Source organism: Mycolicibacterium diernhoferi (assembly GCF_019456655.1).
In the GTDB taxonomy this organism is placed as follows: Bacteria; Actinomycetota; Actinomycetes; order Mycobacteriales; family Mycobacteriaceae; genus Mycobacterium; species Mycobacterium diernhoferi.
In genome coordinates, this window is sequence record NZ_CP080332.1 from 5,766,888 (window position 1) to 5,785,546 (window position 18,659).

Consider the following 18,659-nt stretch of genomic DNA (forward strand, 5'->3'; position numbering starts at 1 on the left):
CTTGTCACCCCCGGATGGCATAATCGAAAGCATGTTCGATAGCGGGAGTGTGGCAGTCAAACACCTCGATGCCGCGCGGGATCAGTTGCGCGCCGAACGTCGGGCCGTGGCCGCGAAGATCTTGGAGGCGGGCAATTTCGCGTTGACGCGGATGACCGAACTGGGTCACGCGTTCGAGGATCTCATCGTCGATGACTGGGAACTGGTCGCCGCCGAACTCGGCGTCGAACTCGGGATCAGCCGGGGTCGGGCTTGCACGCTGATCACCCAGGGCCGCAACCTCATCAAAGACCTTCCGGCCTTTGCCGAGGTCTTCGCCACCGGCGCGGTCGATCTGCGGGTCCTGCGGATTATCCTGCACCGCACGGCGCTGATCACCGACCCGGACATCATGGCGGTCATCGACGCCCAACTCGCCAAAGCGGCTCCCTCGTGGAATGCCTTGTCCGACGATCGGATCGCCGAGTTGGTCGACTGGATGATCATCGATGTCGACCCCGAGGCGGTGCGCCGTGCCCGCCAAGCCCGCCAGTCCCGCAGCATCCATGTTGAGCCCGTCGGGGACGGGATGGTCGAGATCTACGGCCGCGTTGATGCGGCCAAGGGCGCGGTGTTCGATCAGGGTTTGGATGCGTTGGCGCGCACCGTGTGCCCCGATGACCCGCGCACCCTGGATGAGCGTCGCGCCGATGCCGTCGAGCCCCTGTCGCTGGGCGCCACCGCTCTGAGCTGTCTGTGCGGCAACGACAGCTGTGTTGCGGCCGGCAACGAGGTACCCAGGGGGCACCTCGTCATCCACGCACTCGCCGAGCAGGGGACCCTCAGCGGGGAGTCCGAGCGCCCGGCGTTGCTGCCCGGATACGGCACGATCCCGGCCGAGCAGGTCCGCGAGATGGTACCGCGCGCGCAGCTCCGCCCCGTGCCCGAAGCGGCCGATCTGGGCGGTGAACGCGGCTACCAGCCCTCCCGCAAGCTGACCGATTTCGTGCGCTGCCGGGATCTGACGTGTCGGTGGCCCGGTTGCAACGTCGCGGTCGAGCGCTGCGATATCGACCACACCGTGCCGTGGCCGTACGGGAGCACCCACCCGTCGAACACCAAGTTGTACTGCCGGATCCATCATCTGATCAAGACATTTCACTGCGGCCCCGGTGGTTGGACCGATCAGCAGCACGCCGACGGCACCATCACCTTCACCGCACCCAACGGGCGCACCTACACCACCACACCCGGCGGGCAATTGTTCTTCCCGAAGCTGGCCACCCCGACCGCGACGCTGGTGCTGCCACCGGATCCTCCGTCGAGTCCGCACCGTGAACTGGCCGCACCCAAACGGGCACGCACACGCACACAGAACCGGGCGTATCGAATAGCGCATGAACGCGCACTCAATCGCGCCCACTACGACGCGAACCCACCGCCGTTCTAGCTGGGTTGGGTCTCCCGCTGGGCAAAGATCCAGCAGGCCAACCAGATTGACCCGACGGTGACGAGGAGCGCACCGGGGATATGGATGGCGAGCGTGTAACCCTTGCCCAGGTATGCCTGGACGAACGAGAACGCGAACAGGACCGAGGCCAGTCCCGCCACCCACCACCCGGACCCGCGCAGCCGGGCCAGGCCCAACAGGGTGATCGCCAGCGCTCCCGAAACGACATGCAGCGCAATGGCGGCCACGCCGTGCACATTCTCCAGTTGGTGCGACTGCACCAGCTGCCCCGCGGTGACGAACAGGACCGCCACCACGGCCACGGTGAGCACCGCCAGACCTCGCGACGCCCGCAGCCAGACCACCGGGCTCATGCCTGGGTCACCGCGGGATCGGCGGGAGCCGGGACCGGCCTGAGCACGGCCGGGCGGAACCGCTCGGGCAGGGCGCGCAGTCCGCCCGCGACAAGTCCGAGGATCGCCGCGGTGGCCAGCGCGATGACCCAGAACGGCGCGGTGGCGAACACGTTGTCCAGCAGCATGAACACACCGAACAGCAAGAACAGCGCCGCCGCGGCGATTTGGATGAATCGCTCGGGCAGATGCTTACCGGCCACGGCGCCCACCACGATGGCGAGACCGTCGGCCACCACCATGCCGAGGGTGGATCCGATCCACACCCCCAGCCAGTCGTTGTCGGCGGCCAGCGTGATGGTCGCCAGCATCGTCTTGTCGCCGAGCTCGGCCAGGAAGAAGGCCGAGGTCACCACGAAGAACGCGATGCCGGACGCGCGCTCCACCCGGCTCTTCTCGTCATCGCTGAGGCTGTCCCCGCGCAGCGTCCACATCCCGAAGAAGACGAACATGGCGCCGGCCAGGATGCCCAGCAGATGCCCGGGCAGGGCGGCGCCCAGGTAGTGCCCGATGGCGACCGAGAGCACATGCACCAGAGTGGTCGCCGCGGTGATCGCGCCGAGCACGACCCACCACTTGTAGCGCAGCGCGAACGTCATCGCCACCAGCTGTGTCTTGTCGCCGAGCTCGGCGACGAAGATGACGGCGAAGCTCAGCAGAAGCGCGGAGACCACGGGCAACTCCTCGATCGGTGGCTCCCGGCGAGGATCAACAGATACCTCCGGCCGGCAACCGTTACGGTTCGTGCGGCCGAAGGTCTCGCCCACCGGCAGATGCCGGTTCGGTGACCGGGCTTCGCGACGTGCGCTCAGCCAGTATGTCGATCAACCGATTTGGGGGCTACTCCCCTTCGCTTTTCCCAGATTGGCACACAAAGGCCGATAGCGCAATCGCTGGACGCTGAAAGAGCTTACGTATCAATAGTTTTCAGTAGCCTTCTGGAAATGTTCGTAGGCACGAACATTTTCTCAACGGTGCCCCGAGTCGCCCGTTCACCACCGGGTATTGTGCGGACTCGACCGCGAACAAAGAATCCTCACAGCAAGCTGTCCATACTGTGAGCTCGACGGTCACACGACAGACGAAGGTGGCAATAGATGGCAAAGGCGCGATGGATCGCCGGGCTGGGAGCGTGCGCCGCGGCGCTGGCGCTCACCTCCTGTAGCTCCGGCTCCGATTCCGCATCCGAGGCGACATCGGCCGGCGCCGAGGGCGAACAGAAGGTGCTGGTCTACTCGGGACGCAGCGAGGATCTCGTGGCGCCGCTGCTCGAGCAGTTCACCACCGACACCGGAATCCAGGTCGAGGTCCGCTACGCCGGCTCGGGCGAGCTCGCCGCACAGATCCTCACCGAAGGTGACGGCTCCCCCGCCGACGTGTTCCTGTCCCAGGACGCCGGCGCGTTGGGCGCCGTCTCGAAGGCCGGGCTGTTCGCCCCGATCGACGACACGACACTGCAGGCCGTCCCGGCGGCCTACTCCGCAGAGGACGGCACCTGGGTCGGCGTGTCCGGCCGGGCCCGCACCATCGTCTACAACCCCGAGCTGGTCCCGACGCCGCCGGACACCATCGACGCGCTGCTCGACCCGCAGTGGCAGGGCCAGATCGCCTACGCCCCGAGCAACGCCTCCTGGCAGGCCTTCGTCACCGGGCTGCGGGTCCTTCGCGGCGACGAGGGCGCCGAACAGTGGCTGCGTGGTTTCAAGGCGCAGAACCCTCGGGCCTACGAGAACAACGTCCAGATCCGCGATGCGGTCGACGCCGGTGAGATCCCGATGGGCCTGACGAACCACTACTACATGTACGAGCTGATCAACAGCAAGGGCGCCGAAAACGTCTCCGCCCGACTGCAATTCATGGCCCCGGGCGATGCCGGCGGGCTGATCAACGTGGCGGGCGTCGGTGTCCTGAAGACAGCGCCCGATCCGGCCGCCGCCCAGGAGTTCGCGGCCTACCTCGTCGGCCGGTCCGCACAGCAGTACTTCGCGGCCGAGACCGCCGAGTTCCCGCTGATCGACGGCATCGCCGTGGTCGGCGATGTCCCGCCGCTCGCCGACCTGCAGCCGCCCGCGGTCGATCTGTCCCAGCTCGACGACATCGAGGCGACCCAGCAGATGCTGGTGGACACCGGCCTGCTCACCGGCTGACCGGGTGAGTTCCAAGCGCCGGCCACCGGCGCTCCTGCTGCTCGCCGCGACTGCAGTGGTCACGGTGTTGCTGGTACCACTGGTCTACCTGGCCGACCGGTCACTGGCGCGTGGCGGCTCGTTCGTCGCCGACGAGCTGCTGCGCTGGTCCACCGCGATGCTGATCGGCCGGTCGCTGCTGCTCGTCGGCGTGGTGACCGCCGCATGTGTGACGCTCGGCGTCGGGTTCGCAGTGCTGCTGTCACGCACCGACCTTCCGGGCCGGCGCTGGTGGGCCGTTGCGTTGACGCTTCCGCTGGCGATGCCGAGCTATCTGCTGGCCTTCCTGTGGGTGTCCGCGATCCCGTCGATGAACGGCTTCTGGGGCGCCGCGCTGGTCCTCACCCTGGTCAGCTACCCGTTCGTGATGCTGACGACGACGGCCGCGCTGGCCCGGGTCGATCCCGCGCAGGAGGAGGTGGCGCGCTCGCTCGGGTTGGGCAGCGTGGCGGTGCTGTTCCGGGTGACACTGCGCCAGGCACGAGCCGCCATCGCCGCCGGCGCCCTGCTGGTGGCGCTCTACGTGCTCAGCGACTTCGGTGCGGTGGCCGCGATGCGGTACGAGGTGTTCACCTGGGTCATCTACGGCGCCTACCGGTCGGGGTTCAATCCGGCCCGGGCCGCGGTACTGTCGCTGGTCCTGATGCTGTTCGCGGTGGTCCTGGTGGTGGGCGAACGATGGGCCCGCGGGTTGGCCGCCTCCCGGGTCGGAACGGGTGTGCCCCGACCGGCTCCGCGCGCCCGGCTCGGCAGGTGGCGGTACCCGGCCACCGTGCCGGCGGCCGCGGTGCTCGTCCTGGCGGTGCTGGTTCCCGGCGTGGCCCTGTCGAATTGGTTGATCGCCGGTGGACTGCGCTGGGATCTCGACCGGTGGTTGGACGCGCTGACGTCGACCCTGTGGCTGTCCGCGGTGGCGGCCGTGGTGTGCACCGCGGCCGCGCTGCCGCTGGGTCTGCTCGCCGCGCGGTACCGGTCGCCGGCCACCCGGATGCTGGAGAGCGCCGGCTATATCGCGCACGGACTGCCGTCCATCGTGGTGGCCATCTCCATGGTGTCGGTCGGGATCCTGCTGCTGCGCCCCATCTATCAACGCGAGCCGCTGCTCATCCTGGGCTACCTGGTGTTGTTCGTGCCGCTGGCGGTGGGGTCGGTGCGATCCGCCATCGAGTCCTCACCTCCGCGCCTCGATGAAGTCGCGCAGTCACTGGGCCGCAGCCCCGCGCACGTGTTCGTATCGGTGACCGCTCGCGCGGCGGCACCCGGAATCGCCGCTGCGGCAGCCCTTGTACTGCTGACCTGCATGAAGGAACTCCCGGTCACCCTGTTGCTGCACCCGACGGGTGTCGATACCCTCGCCACGCGACTGTGGGGATACAGCACGGTCAGCAACTACGCTGCGGCCGCCCCGTATGCCGCGGCACTGCTGGTCTTCGCCGCCATCCCGACGGCACTGCTCGGCTTCTGGACGACACGGTCCACCGAAAGGAGAATCGATGCCTGACCCGGTCGGCGTCCAGATCGTCGATGTGACGAAGTCCTTCGGTGACACAACGGTTCTCGCCGGAATCACGCTCGACATCGCGGCCGGATCGGTCACCGCGATCCTCGGTCCGTCCGGCTGCGGGAAGTCGACACTGCTGCGCATTCTGGCCGGGTTCGAAGATCCCGACGCCGGAACCGTGCGCATCGCCGGAAGCACCGTCGCCGATCGGACCGGCACGGTGCCGGCCCACCGACGGCGGGTGGGCCTGATGCCGCAGGAAGGCGCGCTGTTCCCGCACCAGGATGTCGCCGGGAACATCTCCTTCGGGCTCGGCAGGATGGCGCCGGCGCAGCGGGCGGCCGAGGTCGCCCACTGGCTGGACGTCGTGGGCCTGCAGGGGTTCGCCGACGCCCGCCCCCATCAACTCTCCGGCGGGCAGCAACAACGGGTCGCACTGGCCCGTGCGCTGGCGGCCCGGCCACGGGTGCTGCTGCTCGACGAACCGTTCGCCTCCCTGGACACCGGCCTGCGAGTCCGGGTCCGGGAGGACATCACCGCCATCCTGCGGAAGTCGGGAACCACCGCGATCCTGGTGACCCACGACCAGGCCGAGGCGCTGTCGCTGGCCGATCAGGTGGCCGTCCTCCTCGACGGGAGGATCGCCCAGTACGGCGCCCCCGTCGACCTGTACCGCCGGCCCGCATCCCTCGGGGTGGCCCGATTCGTCGGCAGCACAATCGAGATCGACGGTCAGGCCGAAGGCGGTGTGGTCACCTCGCCGGTGGGAACCCACCCGGCGGCCGGTGCGGTCCCCGACGGCCCGGTGACGGTGGTGATCCGGCCGGAGCAGGCCACCTGCGGACCGGGCGCCGGCGATGCGGCGAACGCGGTGGTCATCGGTCACCGCTTCTACGGCCCGCAGACAGTGGTACGGGTCAGGCTCGTCGACGGCACCGCGATGGAATTGCAGGAGGCCGGCCACAGCACCACCGCGGTCGGCGAATCGGTGCGCGTCCAGCTCCACGGGAAGGTGCTGGCCTTCCCGCAGACCTGACGGCGCCCTCACCGCCGTGGTGCCGGCATCCGGGTGGCGACGTTGAACCGGTTCCAGGCATTGATGGTGACGGCCATCGCGATCACCTGCGCGAGTTCACGCTCGTCGAACACCGCGGCGGCCTTGGCGTAGACCTCGTCGGACACGTGACCGTGGTGCAGTTCGGTGATGGCCTCGGTGAGTTCCAGGGCGGCCCGCTCCCGCTCGGAGAACAGGTCCCCGGCCTCTTCCCAGGCCGCGAGGAGCGCCAGGCGCTGCTCGGTCTCGCCGTTCTTGCGCGCGTCGGCGACGTGCATGTCCAGGCAGAACGCGCAGTGGTTGAGCTGCGAGGCGCGAATCTTGATGAGCTCGCCGAGGGTCGGGTCGATGTCCTTGGCCGAGGCCGTGGACAGCTTCATCATCGCGTCGTACAACTCGGGCGACACCTTGTAGATGTTCAGGCGGTCGATGGCGGTCGGGTGTTGCAGTGTCTGCGTCATGGCATCACGCTAGGACCGTAAAGAACCAATGACATGGTTCAATTCTGCAGTGACTTCATGGGCCAATTCTGGGTCGCGGGATCTGCACCTCGACCTGGGTGAAGTCATCACCCCCGGTCTGCGCGGGGCCAGGAACACCCTGGTCGACGCCCTACGTGCGGCCATCCGGTCCGGCCGGTTGGCACCCGGGGCGATGCTGCCACCGTCCCGCGGCCTGGCTGCCGACCTGGGATTGGCCCGCAACACCGTGGCCGAGGCCTACGCCGAACTCGTCGCCGAGGGATGGCTGGCCTCCCGGCAGGGCGCGGGCACCTGGGTGGTCAACGTCCGGACCGCCCCGCTGCCGGCCCGCCCGCGCGGGAGCCCCGGCGTCCCGCCGCACAATCTGATGCCCGGTTCCCCGGACGTCTCGCAGTTCCCTCGCGCCGCCTGGCTGGCCTCGACCAAGCGGGCCCTGGCAAGCGCTCCCACCGAGGCATTGCGCATGGGGGATCCGTTGGGCCGCATCGAATTACGCGAAGCGCTCACCGAGTATCTGGGCCGGGTCCGCGGAGTGCGCACCCGCCCCGACGAGATCGTCATCTGCGCGGGCACCCGCCACGGTGTGGAGATCCTGGGCAGGGCGCTGGGCGGCCCGATCGCGGTGGAGGCCTATGGGCTGTTCCTGTTTCGGGAGGCCCTGCAGTCCGTCGGCGTGGCCACCACCCCCATCAGCGTCGACGAGGACGGTGCGGTGATCGCCGAGCTGGACGCCACCGAGGCGCGGGCGGCGTTGCTCACCCCCGCCCACCACTTCCCGCACGGTGTACCGCTGCATCCGAGCCGGCGTACCGCGGTCCTGGACTGGGCGCAGCGCACCGACGGCTACCTGCTGGAGGACGACTACGACGGCGAGTTCCGGTACGACCGCCAGCCGGTCGGCTCGGTGCAGGGCCTGGATCCCGACCGGGTCGCCTATCTCGGCTCGGCCAGCAAGAGCCTGTCACCGGTGCTGCGGCTGGGCTGGATGGTGCTGCCGGCGGCGCTGATCGACCGGGCCGTGGCCGCGCTGGGCGGTCAGCAGTACTACGTCAACGCCCTGACCCAGCTCACCATGGCCGACTTCATCGCAAATGGCAGCTACGACAAGCATATTCGGCGCATGCGGGTGCGCTACCGGCGCCGCCGGGATGCGCTCGTCCGGGCACTGGAACCGTTCGACGTCGGCATCCGCGGCCTGTCGGCGGGTCTGCACCTGCAGCTGACGCTGCCCGAGGGTACCGAGGCCGAGGTGTTGCGTCGCGCCGGGGAGGCCGGCATCGCGTTGTCCGGGCTGCAGATCCTGCGCCACCCCGACGCCGGCCCCGACATCCCGAGCCCCGACGGGGTGGTGGTCAGCTTCGGCACCCCGGCCGAGCACGCCTTCGGCGCGGCCGTCGACGCGCTGTGCCGCGTGCTCGAGGGCCTCAGCCGTTGAGGGTGCGCAACTCGGCCGTCAGGTTCTCCCGAGCGGCGCTCTCCCACAGCCGTTGCCCCTGCGCCGTGCGGTAGAGCGCCGGTGCGGCCAGCAACGCGGCGATGACGCGGGCCCGGCCGGCGCGGAAGTCCTCATCTGACACATGGCCGTACTCGGCACGGACTCGCTCGGTATTTCGGCGGTATTGCTCGGGAGCCACCGCCAGCTCCGCCAGATCCGCATCCGAGAGCACCTGGCCGTTGCGGTCGGCCGGACCGGGATCGTGCTCGACGGTCAGCCGGACCAGCCGGGCGACCTCGTCCACCAGCGCCGCCGGCACCTGCAGCGAGCGCAGGTCGGCTTCGGCGAGCAGCGCGCTGTTCTCCTCGTCGTCGGGAGCGCCCGCGTACACCGCGTCGTGGTACCAGGCGGCCATCCGTACCGCGTCCGGGTCATCCGCGTGTTCGGCGAGCGCGTCGACGGCATCCAGTACGCCCTGCAGATGCGCCGTGTCGTGGTAGCGGCGGTGCGGTTCGGACCAGCGCGCCAGCATCGCGGCGCCCACGGCACCGGCATCCGGTGACGCGGTGTGGCGCGCAAGCAGCACCAGCCACTCCTGGAGCAGATCGGTCACGCGCCCATTCTGGCCCCGTAAGCTGCCCGCGTGGCCGACACCCCGGATTACGCTCCCCTGAGCCTGCGCACCCAGGCGGCGCGGTTCATCATCACCGGCGGGCTGTCGGCGGTCGTCGACTTCGGGTTGTACGTGCTGCTGCTCGCGCTCGGCCTGCACGTCAACCTCGCCAAGACGCTCAGTTTCATCGCCGGCACCACCACGGCGTATCTGATCAACCGGCGATGGACCTTCCAGGCGCCGCCCAGCCGGGCCCGGTTCGTCGCGGTGATGGTGCTCTACGCACTCACCTACGCCGTGCAGGTCGGCATCAATTACCTGTTCTACCTGGAGTTCGCCGGGCAGCCCTGGCAGGTCCCGGTCGCCTTCGTGATCGCCCAGGGCACCGCCACGGTCATCAACTTCGTGGTGCAGCGAGCGGTGATATTCCGGTTGAAGTGACCGCGAACGGTACCCTTCATCACTGATATGTCTACCGAAACTGGCACCACCCTGCCGCTGACCGCGCGCACCCTGACCGGCTTCGGCCGTACCGCGCCGAGCGTGGCCCAGGTGCTGTCGACACCCGATGTCGAGGTCATCGCCGACGCCGTCAAGCGTGTCGCCGACGCCTCCAAGAGTGATCCCGCATACCTCAGACGCGGCATCATCGCCCGCGGCCTCGGCCGTTCCTACGGCGACCATGCCTGCAACGGCGGCGGCATCGTCGTCGACATGACGCCGTTGAACCACATCCACTCGATCTCGGGTGACACCGCGGTCGCCGACGTGGACGCCGGGGTGAGCCTGGACCAGCTGATGAAGGCCGCCCTGCCGTTCGGGCTGTGGGTGCCGGTGCTGCCGGGCACCCGCCAGGTCACCGTGGGCGGAGCCATCGGCTCGGACATCCACGGCAAGAACCACCACAGCGCCGGCAGCTTCGGCAACCATGTGCTGTCGCTGGACCTGCTGATGGCCGACGGACAGGTGCGTACCCTCACCCCCGACGGCGACACCAGCGAGCTCTTCTGGGCCACCATCGGCGGCAACGGCCTGACCGGCATCGTGATCCGCGCCCGGATCGCGATGACCCGCACCGAGACCGCGTACTTCATCGCCGACGGCGTGGCCACCGCCGACCTGGACGAGACCATCGCCGTGCACACCGACGGCAGCGAGGACGCCTACACCTACTCCAGCGCGTGGTTCGACCTGATCAGCCCGCCGCCCAAACTGGGCCGGGCCGCCGTCAGCCGGGGCAGCCTGGCCAAGCTGGATCAGCTGCCCGCCAAGCTGGCCCGCAATCCGCTGAAATTCGATGCGCCGCAACTGTTGAAGGTGCCCGACATCTTCCCGGTCAGCGCGATGAACAAGCTGTCGTTCACCGCGATCGGCGAGGTGTACTACCGCCTGGGCGGGACGTATCAGGGCAAGATCATGAATCTGTCGCAGTTCTACCACATGCTGGATCTGGTCAGCGGGTGGAACAATGCTTATGGCCCAAAGGGTTTCGCGCAGCACCAGTTCCTGGTCCCGCCGGACGCGCTGGACGAGTTCAAGGACATCATCCGGTGGATCCAGACCCAGGGCCAGTACTCGGCGCTCAACGTCTTCAAGCTGTTCGGCCCCGGCAACCGGGCCCCGCTGAGCTTCCCGATGGCAGGCTGGAACGTCGCGATGGACTTCCCGATCAAGTCCGGTGTCAACGAATTCCTCAACGAACTCGACGATCGCGCCATGGAGTTCGGCGGCCGGGTGTACACCGCCAAGGACTCCCGGGTCAGCGCGGAGAAGTTCCACCGGATGTACCCGCGTATCGATGAGTGGATCGCGGTGCGCCGCAAGGCAGACCCGCACGGCGTCTTCGCCTCCGACATGGCCCGCCGTCTCGAACTCCTATAGCTTGAACCTTCAGAAAGGCCTTACCCCTACATGATTGACGCGACCGGAAACCCGCAGACGATTCTGCTGCTGGGCGGCACCTCCGAGATCGGCCTGGCCATCGTCGAGCGGTACCTGCGCGATGCCAAGGCCAGGGTGATCCTTGCCGACCTGCCGGGTGCACCGCGGCGGGACGCCGCGATCGCCCAACTGCAGGCCGCCGGCGCCAAGTCGGTGGAGTACCTGGACTTCGACGCCGTCGACACGGCGTCGCACCCCGCGGTGATCGAAGCGGCCTGGGCCGACGGCGATGTCGACGTCGCCATCGTGGCGTTCGGAATCCTCGGCGACGCCGAGGAACTGTGGCAGAACCAGGCCAAGGCGGTGCTGACCGCTCAGGTGAACTACACCGCGGCGGTGTCGGTCGGCGTGTTGATCGGTGAGCGGATGCGCGCCCAGGGCTTCGGGCAGATCATCGCGATGTCCTCGGTGGCCGGTGAGCGGGTGCGCCGCTCCAACTTCGTGTACGGCTCCACCAAGGCCGGCCTGGACGGTTTCTACCTCGGTCTCGGAGAAGCACTGCGCGAGTTCGGCGTTCATGTCCTGGTCATCCGGCCCGGCCAGGTGCGCACCACCACCACCCTGGAGCACTGGAAGGCGACCGGCGCCAAGGAGGCGCCCTTCACCGTCGACAAGGAGGACGTCGCCGAGCTGGCGGTCGCCTCGGCGGCCAAGGGCAAGGAACTGATCTGGGCGCCCGGGCCGGTGCGGTACCTGATGGCCGTGATGCGCCACATCCCGCGGCCGGTCTTCCGCAAGCTGCCGCTCTGACGTGCGAGTGGGCTGGGGGCACCACCCGCTTGCGGGGGAGAGCGAAGCGACCCGGGGGATGACCGAGTCGGCGGCCAGGACGGCCGGCCAGATGCTGGCCGCGGCCGCCACCGCTGCGGTCCTCACCGTGATCGCCCTGTTGGCGATCGCCCGCGTCGAGTGGCCCGCGTACAACTCCTCGAACCAACTGCACGCGCTCACCACCGTCGGCCAGTTCGCCTGCTTGGCAGGCATTTTCACCGCCGGTGTGCTGTGGCGCACCGGACGCCGGCTGCTCGCCCGGATCGCCGCGGTGGTGTTCCTGTCGGCGTTCAGCGTGGTCACCCTCGCGATGCCGCTCGGCGCGACCCGGCTGTACCTGTTCGGCATCTCGGTGGATCAGCAGTTCCGTACCGAGTACCTGACCAGGCTGGCCGACAGTCCGGCGCTGCACGATATGACCTACAGCGGTCTGCCGCCGTTCTACCCGGCGGGCTGGTTCTGGATCGGGGGCCGGTTGGCCGATCTGACCGGCATGCCCGCCTGGGAGATGTTCAAGCCGTGGTCGATCATCTCGATCACCGCGGCGATCGCCGTCGCGTTCGTGCTGTGGTCGGCGATGCTGCGCTTCGAGATCGCGCTCGCGGTCACCACCGCCACCGCCGCGGTGACACTGGCCTACACCTCGGCCGAACCGTATGCCGCGGTGATCACCGTGCTGCTGCCGGCGATCTTCGTGCTGGCCTGGTCCGGGCTGAAGAGTTCGGCCGGGGGAAAGACCGGGCGGGGCTGGGGCGCGGTCGTCGGCGTCGGGTTGTTCCTGGGCGTGGCCGCCCTGTTCTACACCCTGCTGCTGGCCTACGCGGCCTTCACCGTCACCATCATGGCGCTGCTGCTGGCCGTCACCCGGCGCAGCATCGCGCCGCTGCTGCGACTGGCGGTGATGGCGGCCATCGCCGGGGTGCTGGCGCTGCTCACCTGGGCGCCCTACCTGTTGGCCGCCGCCCGCGGGGAGCGCGCCGCCAGCGGCACCGCGCAGCACTACCTGCCGATGGACGGCGCCGAGCTGACCTTCCCGATGCTGGACTTCACCCTGCTCGGCGCGCTGTGCATGCTCGGCACCATCTGGCTGGTGGTGCACGCGCGCAGCGGGACCCGCGCGGGTGCACTGGCCGTCGCCGTGCTGGCCGTCTACGCCTGGTCGCTGCTGTCGATGCTGACCACGCTGGCCGGCACCACCCTGCTGTCGTTCCGCCTGCAACCCACGCTGTCGGTGCTGCTGGCGGCGGCGGGAACGTTCGGATTCATCTGGCTGACCCAGGCCGCCGTGGCGAGCTATCAGCACCCGGGTCGGCACATCGTGGCGGTCGCCGCGACCATCGGCGCCATCGGCGCGGTGACGTTCAGTCAGGACATCCCCGATGTGCTGCGCTCCGACATCACCGTGGCCTACACCGATACCGACGGCTACGGCGAGCGTGCCGACCGTCGCCCGCCCGGCGCCGAGCAGTACTACCGGGCGCTGGACGAACGCATCCTCGAGGTGACCGGCCGGCCACGCACCGAGACCGTGGTGATGACCGCGGATTACAGCTTCCTGTCCTTCTACCCGTACTACGGCTTCCAGGGCCTCACCTCGCACTACGCAAATCCATTGGCGCAGTTCGAGGCCCGGTCGGCGGCCATCGAGAGCTGGGCGCTGCTGCGCACCCCGGACCAGTTCATCTCCGCGCTCGACGAGCTGCCCTGGGAGCCGCCGACGGTGTTCCTGATGCGCCGCGGCGGGCCGGACACCTACACCCTGCGACTGGCCGCCGACGTCTACCCGAACCAGCCCAACGTCAAGCGCTACCAGGTGGAGCTCGACGCCGGGTTGTTCGAGGATCCGCGCTGGGATGTCTCCACCGACGGGCCGTTCGTGCTGGCCATCCGCAAACCGCACGCGGGCCACTGATGCCCGGACAACTAGCATCTACCTCCGTGAACGACACGCAGGCCAATCACCGCACCACCCGACTGGTCGCCGTCGTCGCCGGATTGCTCGGCACCATCCTGGCGCTGGCCACCCCGTTCCTGCCGGTCACCCAGACCACCGCGACGCTGAATTGGCCGCAGGACGGAACCCTGGACAGCGTCGACGCACCGCTGATCGGGTATGTCGCGACCGACCTGAACATCACCATCCCGTGCAGCACCGCGGCCGGACTGACCGGCGCGCGCAGTGTGCTGCTGTCCACGGTGCCCAAGCAGGCCCCCAAGGCGGTCGATCGTGGACTGCTCATCGAACGGGTCAACAACGAACTACTGGTCATCGTGCGCAACACCCCGGTGGTCAGCGCGCCCCTGAACGAGGTGCTCAGCCCGGCCTGCCAGGAGCTGGTGTTCACCGCGCACGCCGACAAGGTGACCGCTGAATTCGTCGGTCTGACCCAGGGTCCCGACGATCAGGACCCCGGTGAGCCGCTGCGCGGCGAGCGCGGGGGCTATGACTTCCGCCCGCAGATCGTGGGAGTGTTCACCGATCTGGCCGGGCCCGCCCCGCCGGGCCTGCAGTTCTCCGCCACCATCGACACCCGCTACAGCAGCTCGCCCACGTGGGTCAAGACCGTGGTGATGGTGCTGGGCCTGCTGATGACGATCGCGTCGCTGATCGCGCTGCACCGCCTCGACATCGCCGACGGCATGCGGCACCGGCGCTTCCTGCCGCAGCGCTGGTGGTCGATCACCAAACTCGACGCGCTGGTCGCCACGCTGTTGGTGTGGTGGCATTTCGTCGGCGCCAACACCGCCGACGACGGCTACATCCTGACCATGGCCCGGGTATCCGATCACGCCGGTTACATGGCCAACTACTACCGCTGGTTCGGCACGCCGGAGGCCCCGTTCGGCTGGTACTACGACCTGCTCGGGCTGTGGGCCCAGGTGTCCACCGCGAGCATCTGGGTGCGGCTGCCCACTCTGCTGATGGGTCTGGCCTGCTGGTGGATCATCAGCCGCGAGGTCATCCCCCGCCTCGGCGCCGCAGTCAAGAAGAGCCGCCCGGCGGCGTGGACCGCGGCCGCGATGTTCCTGGCGTTCTGGCTGCCGCTGAACAACGGACTGCGCCCCGAACCGATCATCGCCGTCGGCATCCTGCTGACCTGGTGCTCGGTCGAGCGCGGCGTGGCGACCAGCCGGCTGCTGCCGGTGGCGGTGGCCATCATCATCGGTGCGCTGACCCTGTTCTCCGGGCCCACCGGTATCGCCGCCGTGGGCGCACTGCTGGTGGCGATCGGACCGCTGAGAACGATTGTGGCCGCACATGTCTCGCGGTTCGGCTATATGGCCCTACTGGCGCCGATCGCGGCGGCCGGCACGGTCACCATCTTCCTGATCTTCCGGGACCAGACCCTGGTCAGCGAACTGCAGGCCAGCTCGTTCAAGTCCACCATCGGCCCCAGCCTGGCCTGGTTCGACGAACACATCCGCTACTCCCGGCTGTTCACCACCAGCCCGGACGGTTCGGTGGCCCGGCGCTTCGCGGTGTTGACCCTGCTGTTGGCACTGGCCATCTCGATCGCGATGACGTTGCGCAAGGGACGCATTCCCGGCACCGCCATCGGGCCCACCCAGCGGATGATCGGGATCACCGTCATCTCCTTCCTGTCGCTGATGTTCACCCCCACCAAGTGGACCCACCACTTCGGGGTGTTCGCCGGCCTGGCCGGCTCCATCGGCGCGCTGGCCGCCGTGGCGATCACCGCGGCGGCAATGAGTTCCAAGCGCAACCGCACGATCGTGACCGGTGCCATCCTGTTCATGACGGCGCTGTCCTTCGCAACCGTGAACGGCTGGTGGTACGTCTCGAACTTCGGCGTCCCGTGGTCGAACGACTTCCCGCGCCTGTCCATCGGTTTCACCACCATCCTGCTCGGGCTGGCGGCGCTGGCGCTGCTGGTCGCGACCTGGCTGCACTTCTCCGGTCGTGCATCCGGGAACCGGCCGTGGACGCGGTTCACCTCTGCCCCGCTGGCCGTCGTCACGTGGGCGGTGGTGCTGTTCCAGGTGATCTCGCTGACGATGGCGGTCGTGGGGCAGCACCCGGCGTGGACCGTGGGCCGATCCAATCTGGATGCGTTGCGCGGCAAGACCTGTGGTCTGGCCACCGATGTGATGGTCGAACAGGACCCCAACGTCGGCATGCTCACCCCGATCGATGCACCGGTGTCCGAGGCGCTGGGCGCGGTCACCGCGGACAACTTCACGCCCAACGGCATTCCCGACGACATCGAGGCCGACCCGGTGATGGAACAGCCCGGGGACAGCAACTTCGCCGATTCCGCGAACAGCGATGAGACGGGCAGCGAACCGGGCACCGAAGGCGGCGTCACCGCGGCGGCCGGGGTGAACGGTTCGGTGGCCCGACTGCCCTACAACCTGGACCCCACCCGTACCCCGGTACTCGGCAGCTGGCGGTCCGGCCCGCAGGCGCCCGCCAACCTGCGTTCGGCCTGGTACCGGCTGCCTCCGAGCGACGAACGCGGTCCGCTGCTGGTGGTCGCCGCGGCCGGTCGCTTCGACCCGGGCGAGGTCGTGGTGCAGTGGGCCACCGAGGAGCAGGCCGAGAGCGGAAAGCCCGGCGGCACCATCGGTTTCGCGGACGTCGGCGCCGTACCCGCATGGCGCAACCTGCGCGCCCCGATGGCCGCCATCCCCGCCGAGGCCACCCGGGTACGCCTGGTCGCCTCCGACGACGACCTCGCACCACAGCACTGGATCGCGGTCACCCCGCCGCGCATCCCGGAGCTGCGCACCCTGCAGGAGGTCGTCGGGTCCACCGATCCGGTGATGCTGGACTGGCTGGTCGGCCTGGCGTTCCCGTGCCAGCGGCCGTTCTTCCACAACAACGGCGTGACCGAGGTGCCCAAGTGGCGCATCCTGCCGGATCGCTTCGGCGCCGAGGCCAACTCGCCGGTGATGGACTACCTGGGCGGCGGGCCGCTCGGCATCACCGAGCTGCTGTTGCGCGCCGTCCCGGTGCCCACCTACCTGAAGGACGACTGGTTCCGCGACTGGGGGTCGCTGCAGCAGCTGCGGCAGTTCTACCCCAACGCGAAGACCGCCGAACTCGAGCTCGGCACCGCCACCCGCAGCGGGCTGTGGAGCCCGGCACCACTACGTCCGAGCTAGCGGAGCCGGTCTCAGCGCCGGCCCGCCAGGATCGCTTCGATATTGCGTTCCGCCAGCGCGGTGATCGTCATGAACGGGTTACAGCCGATGTAACCGGGAATGAGCGAGGCGTCGTTGACGTACAGGTTCTGGTGGCCGTGCACGCGCCCGAACAGGTCGGTGGCCTGCCCCCGGACACACCCGCCGAGTGGGTGAACGGTGTTGGGCGCGAACGCCTTTCCCTCGAACAGGTCGTCGCGGTAGTCCACTCCGTTGGCCTGGGTCACCCGGTCGAACACCAGCTTCGCCCGTTCCACGAGGTGATCGGTGTGACTCTGCGGCCAGTCGATACTGATCGAGTCGGACTGCCGGTCATAGCCGATCACCGCCCGGTCACCGGTGCGCACCATGGCGTAGTAGCCCAGCGCGTGCGTCTCGACCGGCAGCGGCATGGAGAACATGCTGGCGTACACCGGGTTGTCCGGGTCGGCCCGGCCGTCCAGGTTGATCATGCCCAGCAGTGACTGCTGGGTGCCCGCCGGATCCTGCGCGGACAGCATGTGCGACACCATGATGTCGCCGTTGTTGCCGTACCCGTTGCCGAGTTCGTCGTGCAGGTTGGGCAGGTCGCCGGTCTCCCGGGCACGCAGCAGAAGCTGGGCGGTGCCCAATACGCCGGCGGCCAGATACAGTTGCTCACAACCGATTTCGTCGCGCGCGACCTCGGTCCCCCACCGGTCGATCTCCCGGGTGGACACCACGTACTCACCGGAGGGTTCCTGACGGATACCGGTCACCTCGGTGAGCGGCCGCAGGGTTACGTGCCCGGTCTGCAGCGCCTCGGCGACGTAGGTCTGGTCCACGCTGCCGAACCGGCCGTGGTTGTTGCCGTACTGCTGTTCCCAGTCCAGCGCCGAGAGCGGCACCTCACCTGCCGCCTCGCGCATCATGTAGTCGAACGAGTAGGCGCTGCCGTTGTAGTCCACCCCGTAGCCGGCCGCGGCGGCGTACTTGCGCCCCACCCGCGCGTACTGGAAATACGGGGTCTGCTCGAACCAGTTCATATCGCGGTAGCTGATCCGCAGCGCGGTCTTGGCCCGCTCGACGTAGGTGCCCAGGAATTCCGCCGGGTCGATGTCGGGGAACGCCGCGTGCACCTGTTCGGGGGTGGGCACCGCCGCGATGGCGGCATTGACCATCGAGCCTCCGCCGACGGCGATCCCGCGGAACACGTCGTGGGCGCCGTAGGTGACCTTGTCGCAGATCCCGGCCTGCACCGGCTGGGGCGACGGATTCTGCTCGGCCACCGCGTTCACCGATATACCCATGAAGGAGGGCACCAGGCTCGGTGGCACCTCCTTGAACCAGCCCGCCCGGGTATCGGCCGGCAACATCTTCGAGAACCGCTTGCCGTCCTCGTCCGGGGTGTCCCACAGCCGGCCGCGCTCCAGGATCAGCGTGTCCACCCCGGCCTGGCCCAGGCGCAACGCGCTTACTCCCCCGCCGTACCCGCTGCCCACCACGATGGCCCGGTGGAACGGGCGTGATGGGGGCCGGTCGGAGGGTGCGGACTGGCATGCCGCGGTCACCCCGGCGGTGCCTGTGACGAGGCCGGTCGCAGCAACCAGGAACCGCCGTCTCGTCAGCATGACCTGCAACTACACTCCACATATTTCGTAGCAAACGTCAATTTGACACGCTTCCATGTTTGCACGACAGCAATAACAC

15 protein-coding genes are annotated in these 18,659 nt (G+C 68.7%); 10 read left to right on the top strand and 5 right to left on the bottom strand.

Annotation, left to right across the window (positions count from 1 at the left end; translation table 11 throughout):
- Nucleotides 1–31: 31 nt before the first annotated feature.
- A complete protein-coding gene (locus K0O62_RS27510; protein WP_073857292.1) occupies nt 32–1,429 on the top strand; it encodes an HNH endonuclease signature motif containing protein in 1,398 nt (465 codons plus the stop codon).
- On the opposite strand, the gene K0O62_RS27515 is transcribed toward K0O62_RS27510, so the two are convergent.
- A complete protein-coding gene (locus K0O62_RS27515; RefSeq protein ID WP_073857293.1) occupies nt 1,426–1,803 on the bottom strand; it encodes a hypothetical protein in 378 nt (125 codons plus the stop codon). The genes K0O62_RS27510 and K0O62_RS27515 overlap by 4 nt on opposite strands.
- Nucleotides 1,800–2,516, bottom strand: coding sequence for a TMEM165/GDT1 family protein (locus K0O62_RS27520; RefSeq protein WP_073857294.1), 717 nt, complete (start codon nt 2,514–2,516; stop codon nt 1,800–1,802). The genes K0O62_RS27515 and K0O62_RS27520 overlap by 4 nt, the downstream gene beginning before the upstream one ends.
- A gap of 423 nt (nt 2,517–2,939) precedes the next feature.
- Between K0O62_RS27520 and K0O62_RS27525 the strand changes: the two genes are divergently transcribed.
- Genes K0O62_RS27525 through K0O62_RS27535 form a run of 3 tightly spaced genes read left to right on the top strand, consistent with a single transcriptional unit; the run spans nt 2,940 to nt 6,565 of the window.
- Nucleotides 2,940–3,989: an iron ABC transporter substrate-binding protein gene (locus K0O62_RS27525; RefSeq protein ID WP_073857295.1), complete on the top strand. Its 1,050-nt coding sequence runs from the start codon at nt 2,940–2,942 to the stop codon at nt 3,987–3,989.
- Between the two features lie 4 nt (nt 3,990–3,993).
- Complete coding sequence (locus tag K0O62_RS27530; RefSeq protein WP_073857296.1) at nt 3,994–5,529, top strand: ABC transporter permease; 1,536 nt, start codon at nt 3,994–3,996, stop codon at nt 5,527–5,529.
- Nucleotides 5,522–6,565 (top strand): ABC transporter ATP-binding protein, encoded by a 1,044-nt coding sequence (locus tag K0O62_RS27535; protein ID WP_073857297.1) that lies wholly within the window; start codon nt 5,522–5,524, stop codon nt 6,563–6,565. The genes K0O62_RS27530 and K0O62_RS27535 overlap by 8 nt, the downstream gene beginning before the upstream one ends.
- 8 nt (nt 6,566–6,573) lie before the next feature.
- Here K0O62_RS27535 and K0O62_RS27540 read toward each other — a convergent pair whose 3' ends face one another.
- The gene (locus K0O62_RS27540) at nt 6,574–7,044 is read right to left on the bottom strand and encodes a carboxymuconolactone decarboxylase family protein (RefSeq protein ID WP_073857298.1); all 471 of its coding nucleotides are present in this window, start codon (nt 7,042–7,044) and stop codon (nt 6,574–6,576) included.
- Nucleotides 7,045–7,093: 49 nt separating this feature from the next.
- On the opposite strand from K0O62_RS27540, the gene pdxR reads away from it, so the two are divergent.
- Entirely contained in the window at nt 7,094–8,500 is a 1,407-nt protein-coding gene (gene pdxR, locus K0O62_RS27545) for a MocR-like pyridoxine biosynthesis transcription factor PdxR (RefSeq protein WP_073857299.1), read from the top strand.
- Here pdxR and K0O62_RS27550 read toward each other — a convergent pair.
- The gene (locus K0O62_RS27550; protein WP_073857300.1) at nt 8,490–9,113 is read right to left on the bottom strand and encodes an HD domain-containing protein; all 624 of its coding nucleotides are present in this window, start codon (nt 9,111–9,113) and stop codon (nt 8,490–8,492) included. The genes pdxR and K0O62_RS27550 overlap by 11 nt on opposite strands.
- A gap of 30 nt (nt 9,114–9,143) precedes the next feature.
- On the opposite strand from K0O62_RS27550, the gene K0O62_RS27555 reads away from it, so the two are divergent.
- Genes K0O62_RS27555 through K0O62_RS27575 form a run of 5 tightly spaced genes read left to right on the top strand, consistent with a single transcriptional unit; the run spans nt 9,144 to nt 16,952 of the window.
- Entirely contained in the window at nt 9,144–9,554 is a 411-nt protein-coding gene (locus tag K0O62_RS27555; RefSeq protein ID WP_073857301.1) for a GtrA family protein, read from the top strand.
- 27 nt (nt 9,555–9,581) lie between these two features.
- Complete coding sequence (gene dprE1, locus K0O62_RS27560; protein ID WP_073857302.1) at nt 9,582–10,994, top strand: decaprenylphosphoryl-beta-D-ribose oxidase; 1,413 nt, start codon at nt 9,582–9,584, stop codon at nt 10,992–10,994.
- 30 nt (nt 10,995–11,024) lie between these two features.
- On the top strand, nt 11,025–11,804 hold the full coding sequence (dprE2, locus tag K0O62_RS27565; protein ID WP_073857303.1) for a decaprenylphospho-beta-D-erythro-pentofuranosid-2-ulose 2-reductase: 780 nt from the start codon (nt 11,025–11,027) through the stop codon (nt 11,802–11,804).
- Between the two features lie 58 nt (nt 11,805–11,862).
- Nucleotides 11,863–13,737 carry a galactan 5-O-arabinofuranosyltransferase gene (locus K0O62_RS27570; protein ID WP_207550993.1) on the top strand — a complete coding sequence of 625 codons (1,875 nt, stop codon included), beginning with the start codon at nt 11,863–11,865 and terminating at the stop codon, nt 13,735–13,737.
- Nucleotides 13,737–16,952: an arabinosyltransferase domain-containing protein gene (locus tag K0O62_RS27575; RefSeq protein ID WP_073857304.1), complete on the top strand. Its 3,216-nt coding sequence runs from the start codon at nt 13,737–13,739 to the stop codon at nt 16,950–16,952. The genes K0O62_RS27570 and K0O62_RS27575 overlap by 1 nt, the downstream gene beginning before the upstream one ends.
- Before the next feature lie 11 nt (nt 16,953–16,963).
- Here K0O62_RS27575 and K0O62_RS27580 read toward each other — a convergent pair whose 3' ends face one another.
- A complete protein-coding gene (locus tag K0O62_RS27580) occupies nt 16,964–18,580 on the bottom strand; it encodes a GMC oxidoreductase (protein ID WP_073857378.1) in 1,617 nt (538 codons plus the stop codon).
- Between the last annotated feature and the right edge of the window lie 79 nt (nt 18,581–18,659).

Bases quoted from the DNA above. Each gene is read 5' to 3' on its own strand.
- K0O62_RS27535 (WP_073857297.1), top strand. From the start codon at position 5,522: ATGCCTGACCCGGTCGGCGTCCAGATCGTCGATGTGACGAAGTCCTTC.
- dprE2 (WP_073857303.1), top strand. From the start codon at position 11,025: ATGATTGACGCGACCGGAAACCCGCAGACGATTCTGCTGCTGGGCGGC.
- dprE1 (WP_073857302.1), top strand. From the start codon at position 9,582: ATGTCTACCGAAACTGGCACCACCCTGCCGCTGACCGCGCGCACCCTG.
- K0O62_RS27580 (WP_073857378.1), bottom strand. From the start codon at position 18,580: ATGCTGACGAGACGGCGGTTCCTGGTTGCTGCGACCGGCCTCGTCACA.
- K0O62_RS27570 (WP_207550993.1), top strand. From the start codon at position 11,863: ATGACCGAGTCGGCGGCCAGGACGGCCGGCCAGATGCTGGCCGCGGCC.
- K0O62_RS27525 (WP_073857295.1), top strand. From the start codon at position 2,940: ATGGCAAAGGCGCGATGGATCGCCGGGCTGGGAGCGTGCGCCGCGGCG.
- K0O62_RS27575 (WP_073857304.1), top strand. From the start codon at position 13,737: ATGCCCGGACAACTAGCATCTACCTCCGTGAACGACACGCAGGCCAAT.
- K0O62_RS27515 (WP_073857293.1), bottom strand. From the start codon at position 1,803: ATGAGCCCGGTGGTCTGGCTGCGGGCGTCGCGAGGTCTGGCGGTGCTC.
- K0O62_RS27510 (WP_073857292.1), top strand. From the start codon at position 32: ATGTTCGATAGCGGGAGTGTGGCAGTCAAACACCTCGATGCCGCGCGG.
- K0O62_RS27540 (WP_073857298.1), bottom strand. From the start codon at position 7,044: ATGACGCAGACACTGCAACACCCGACCGCCATCGACCGCCTGAACATC.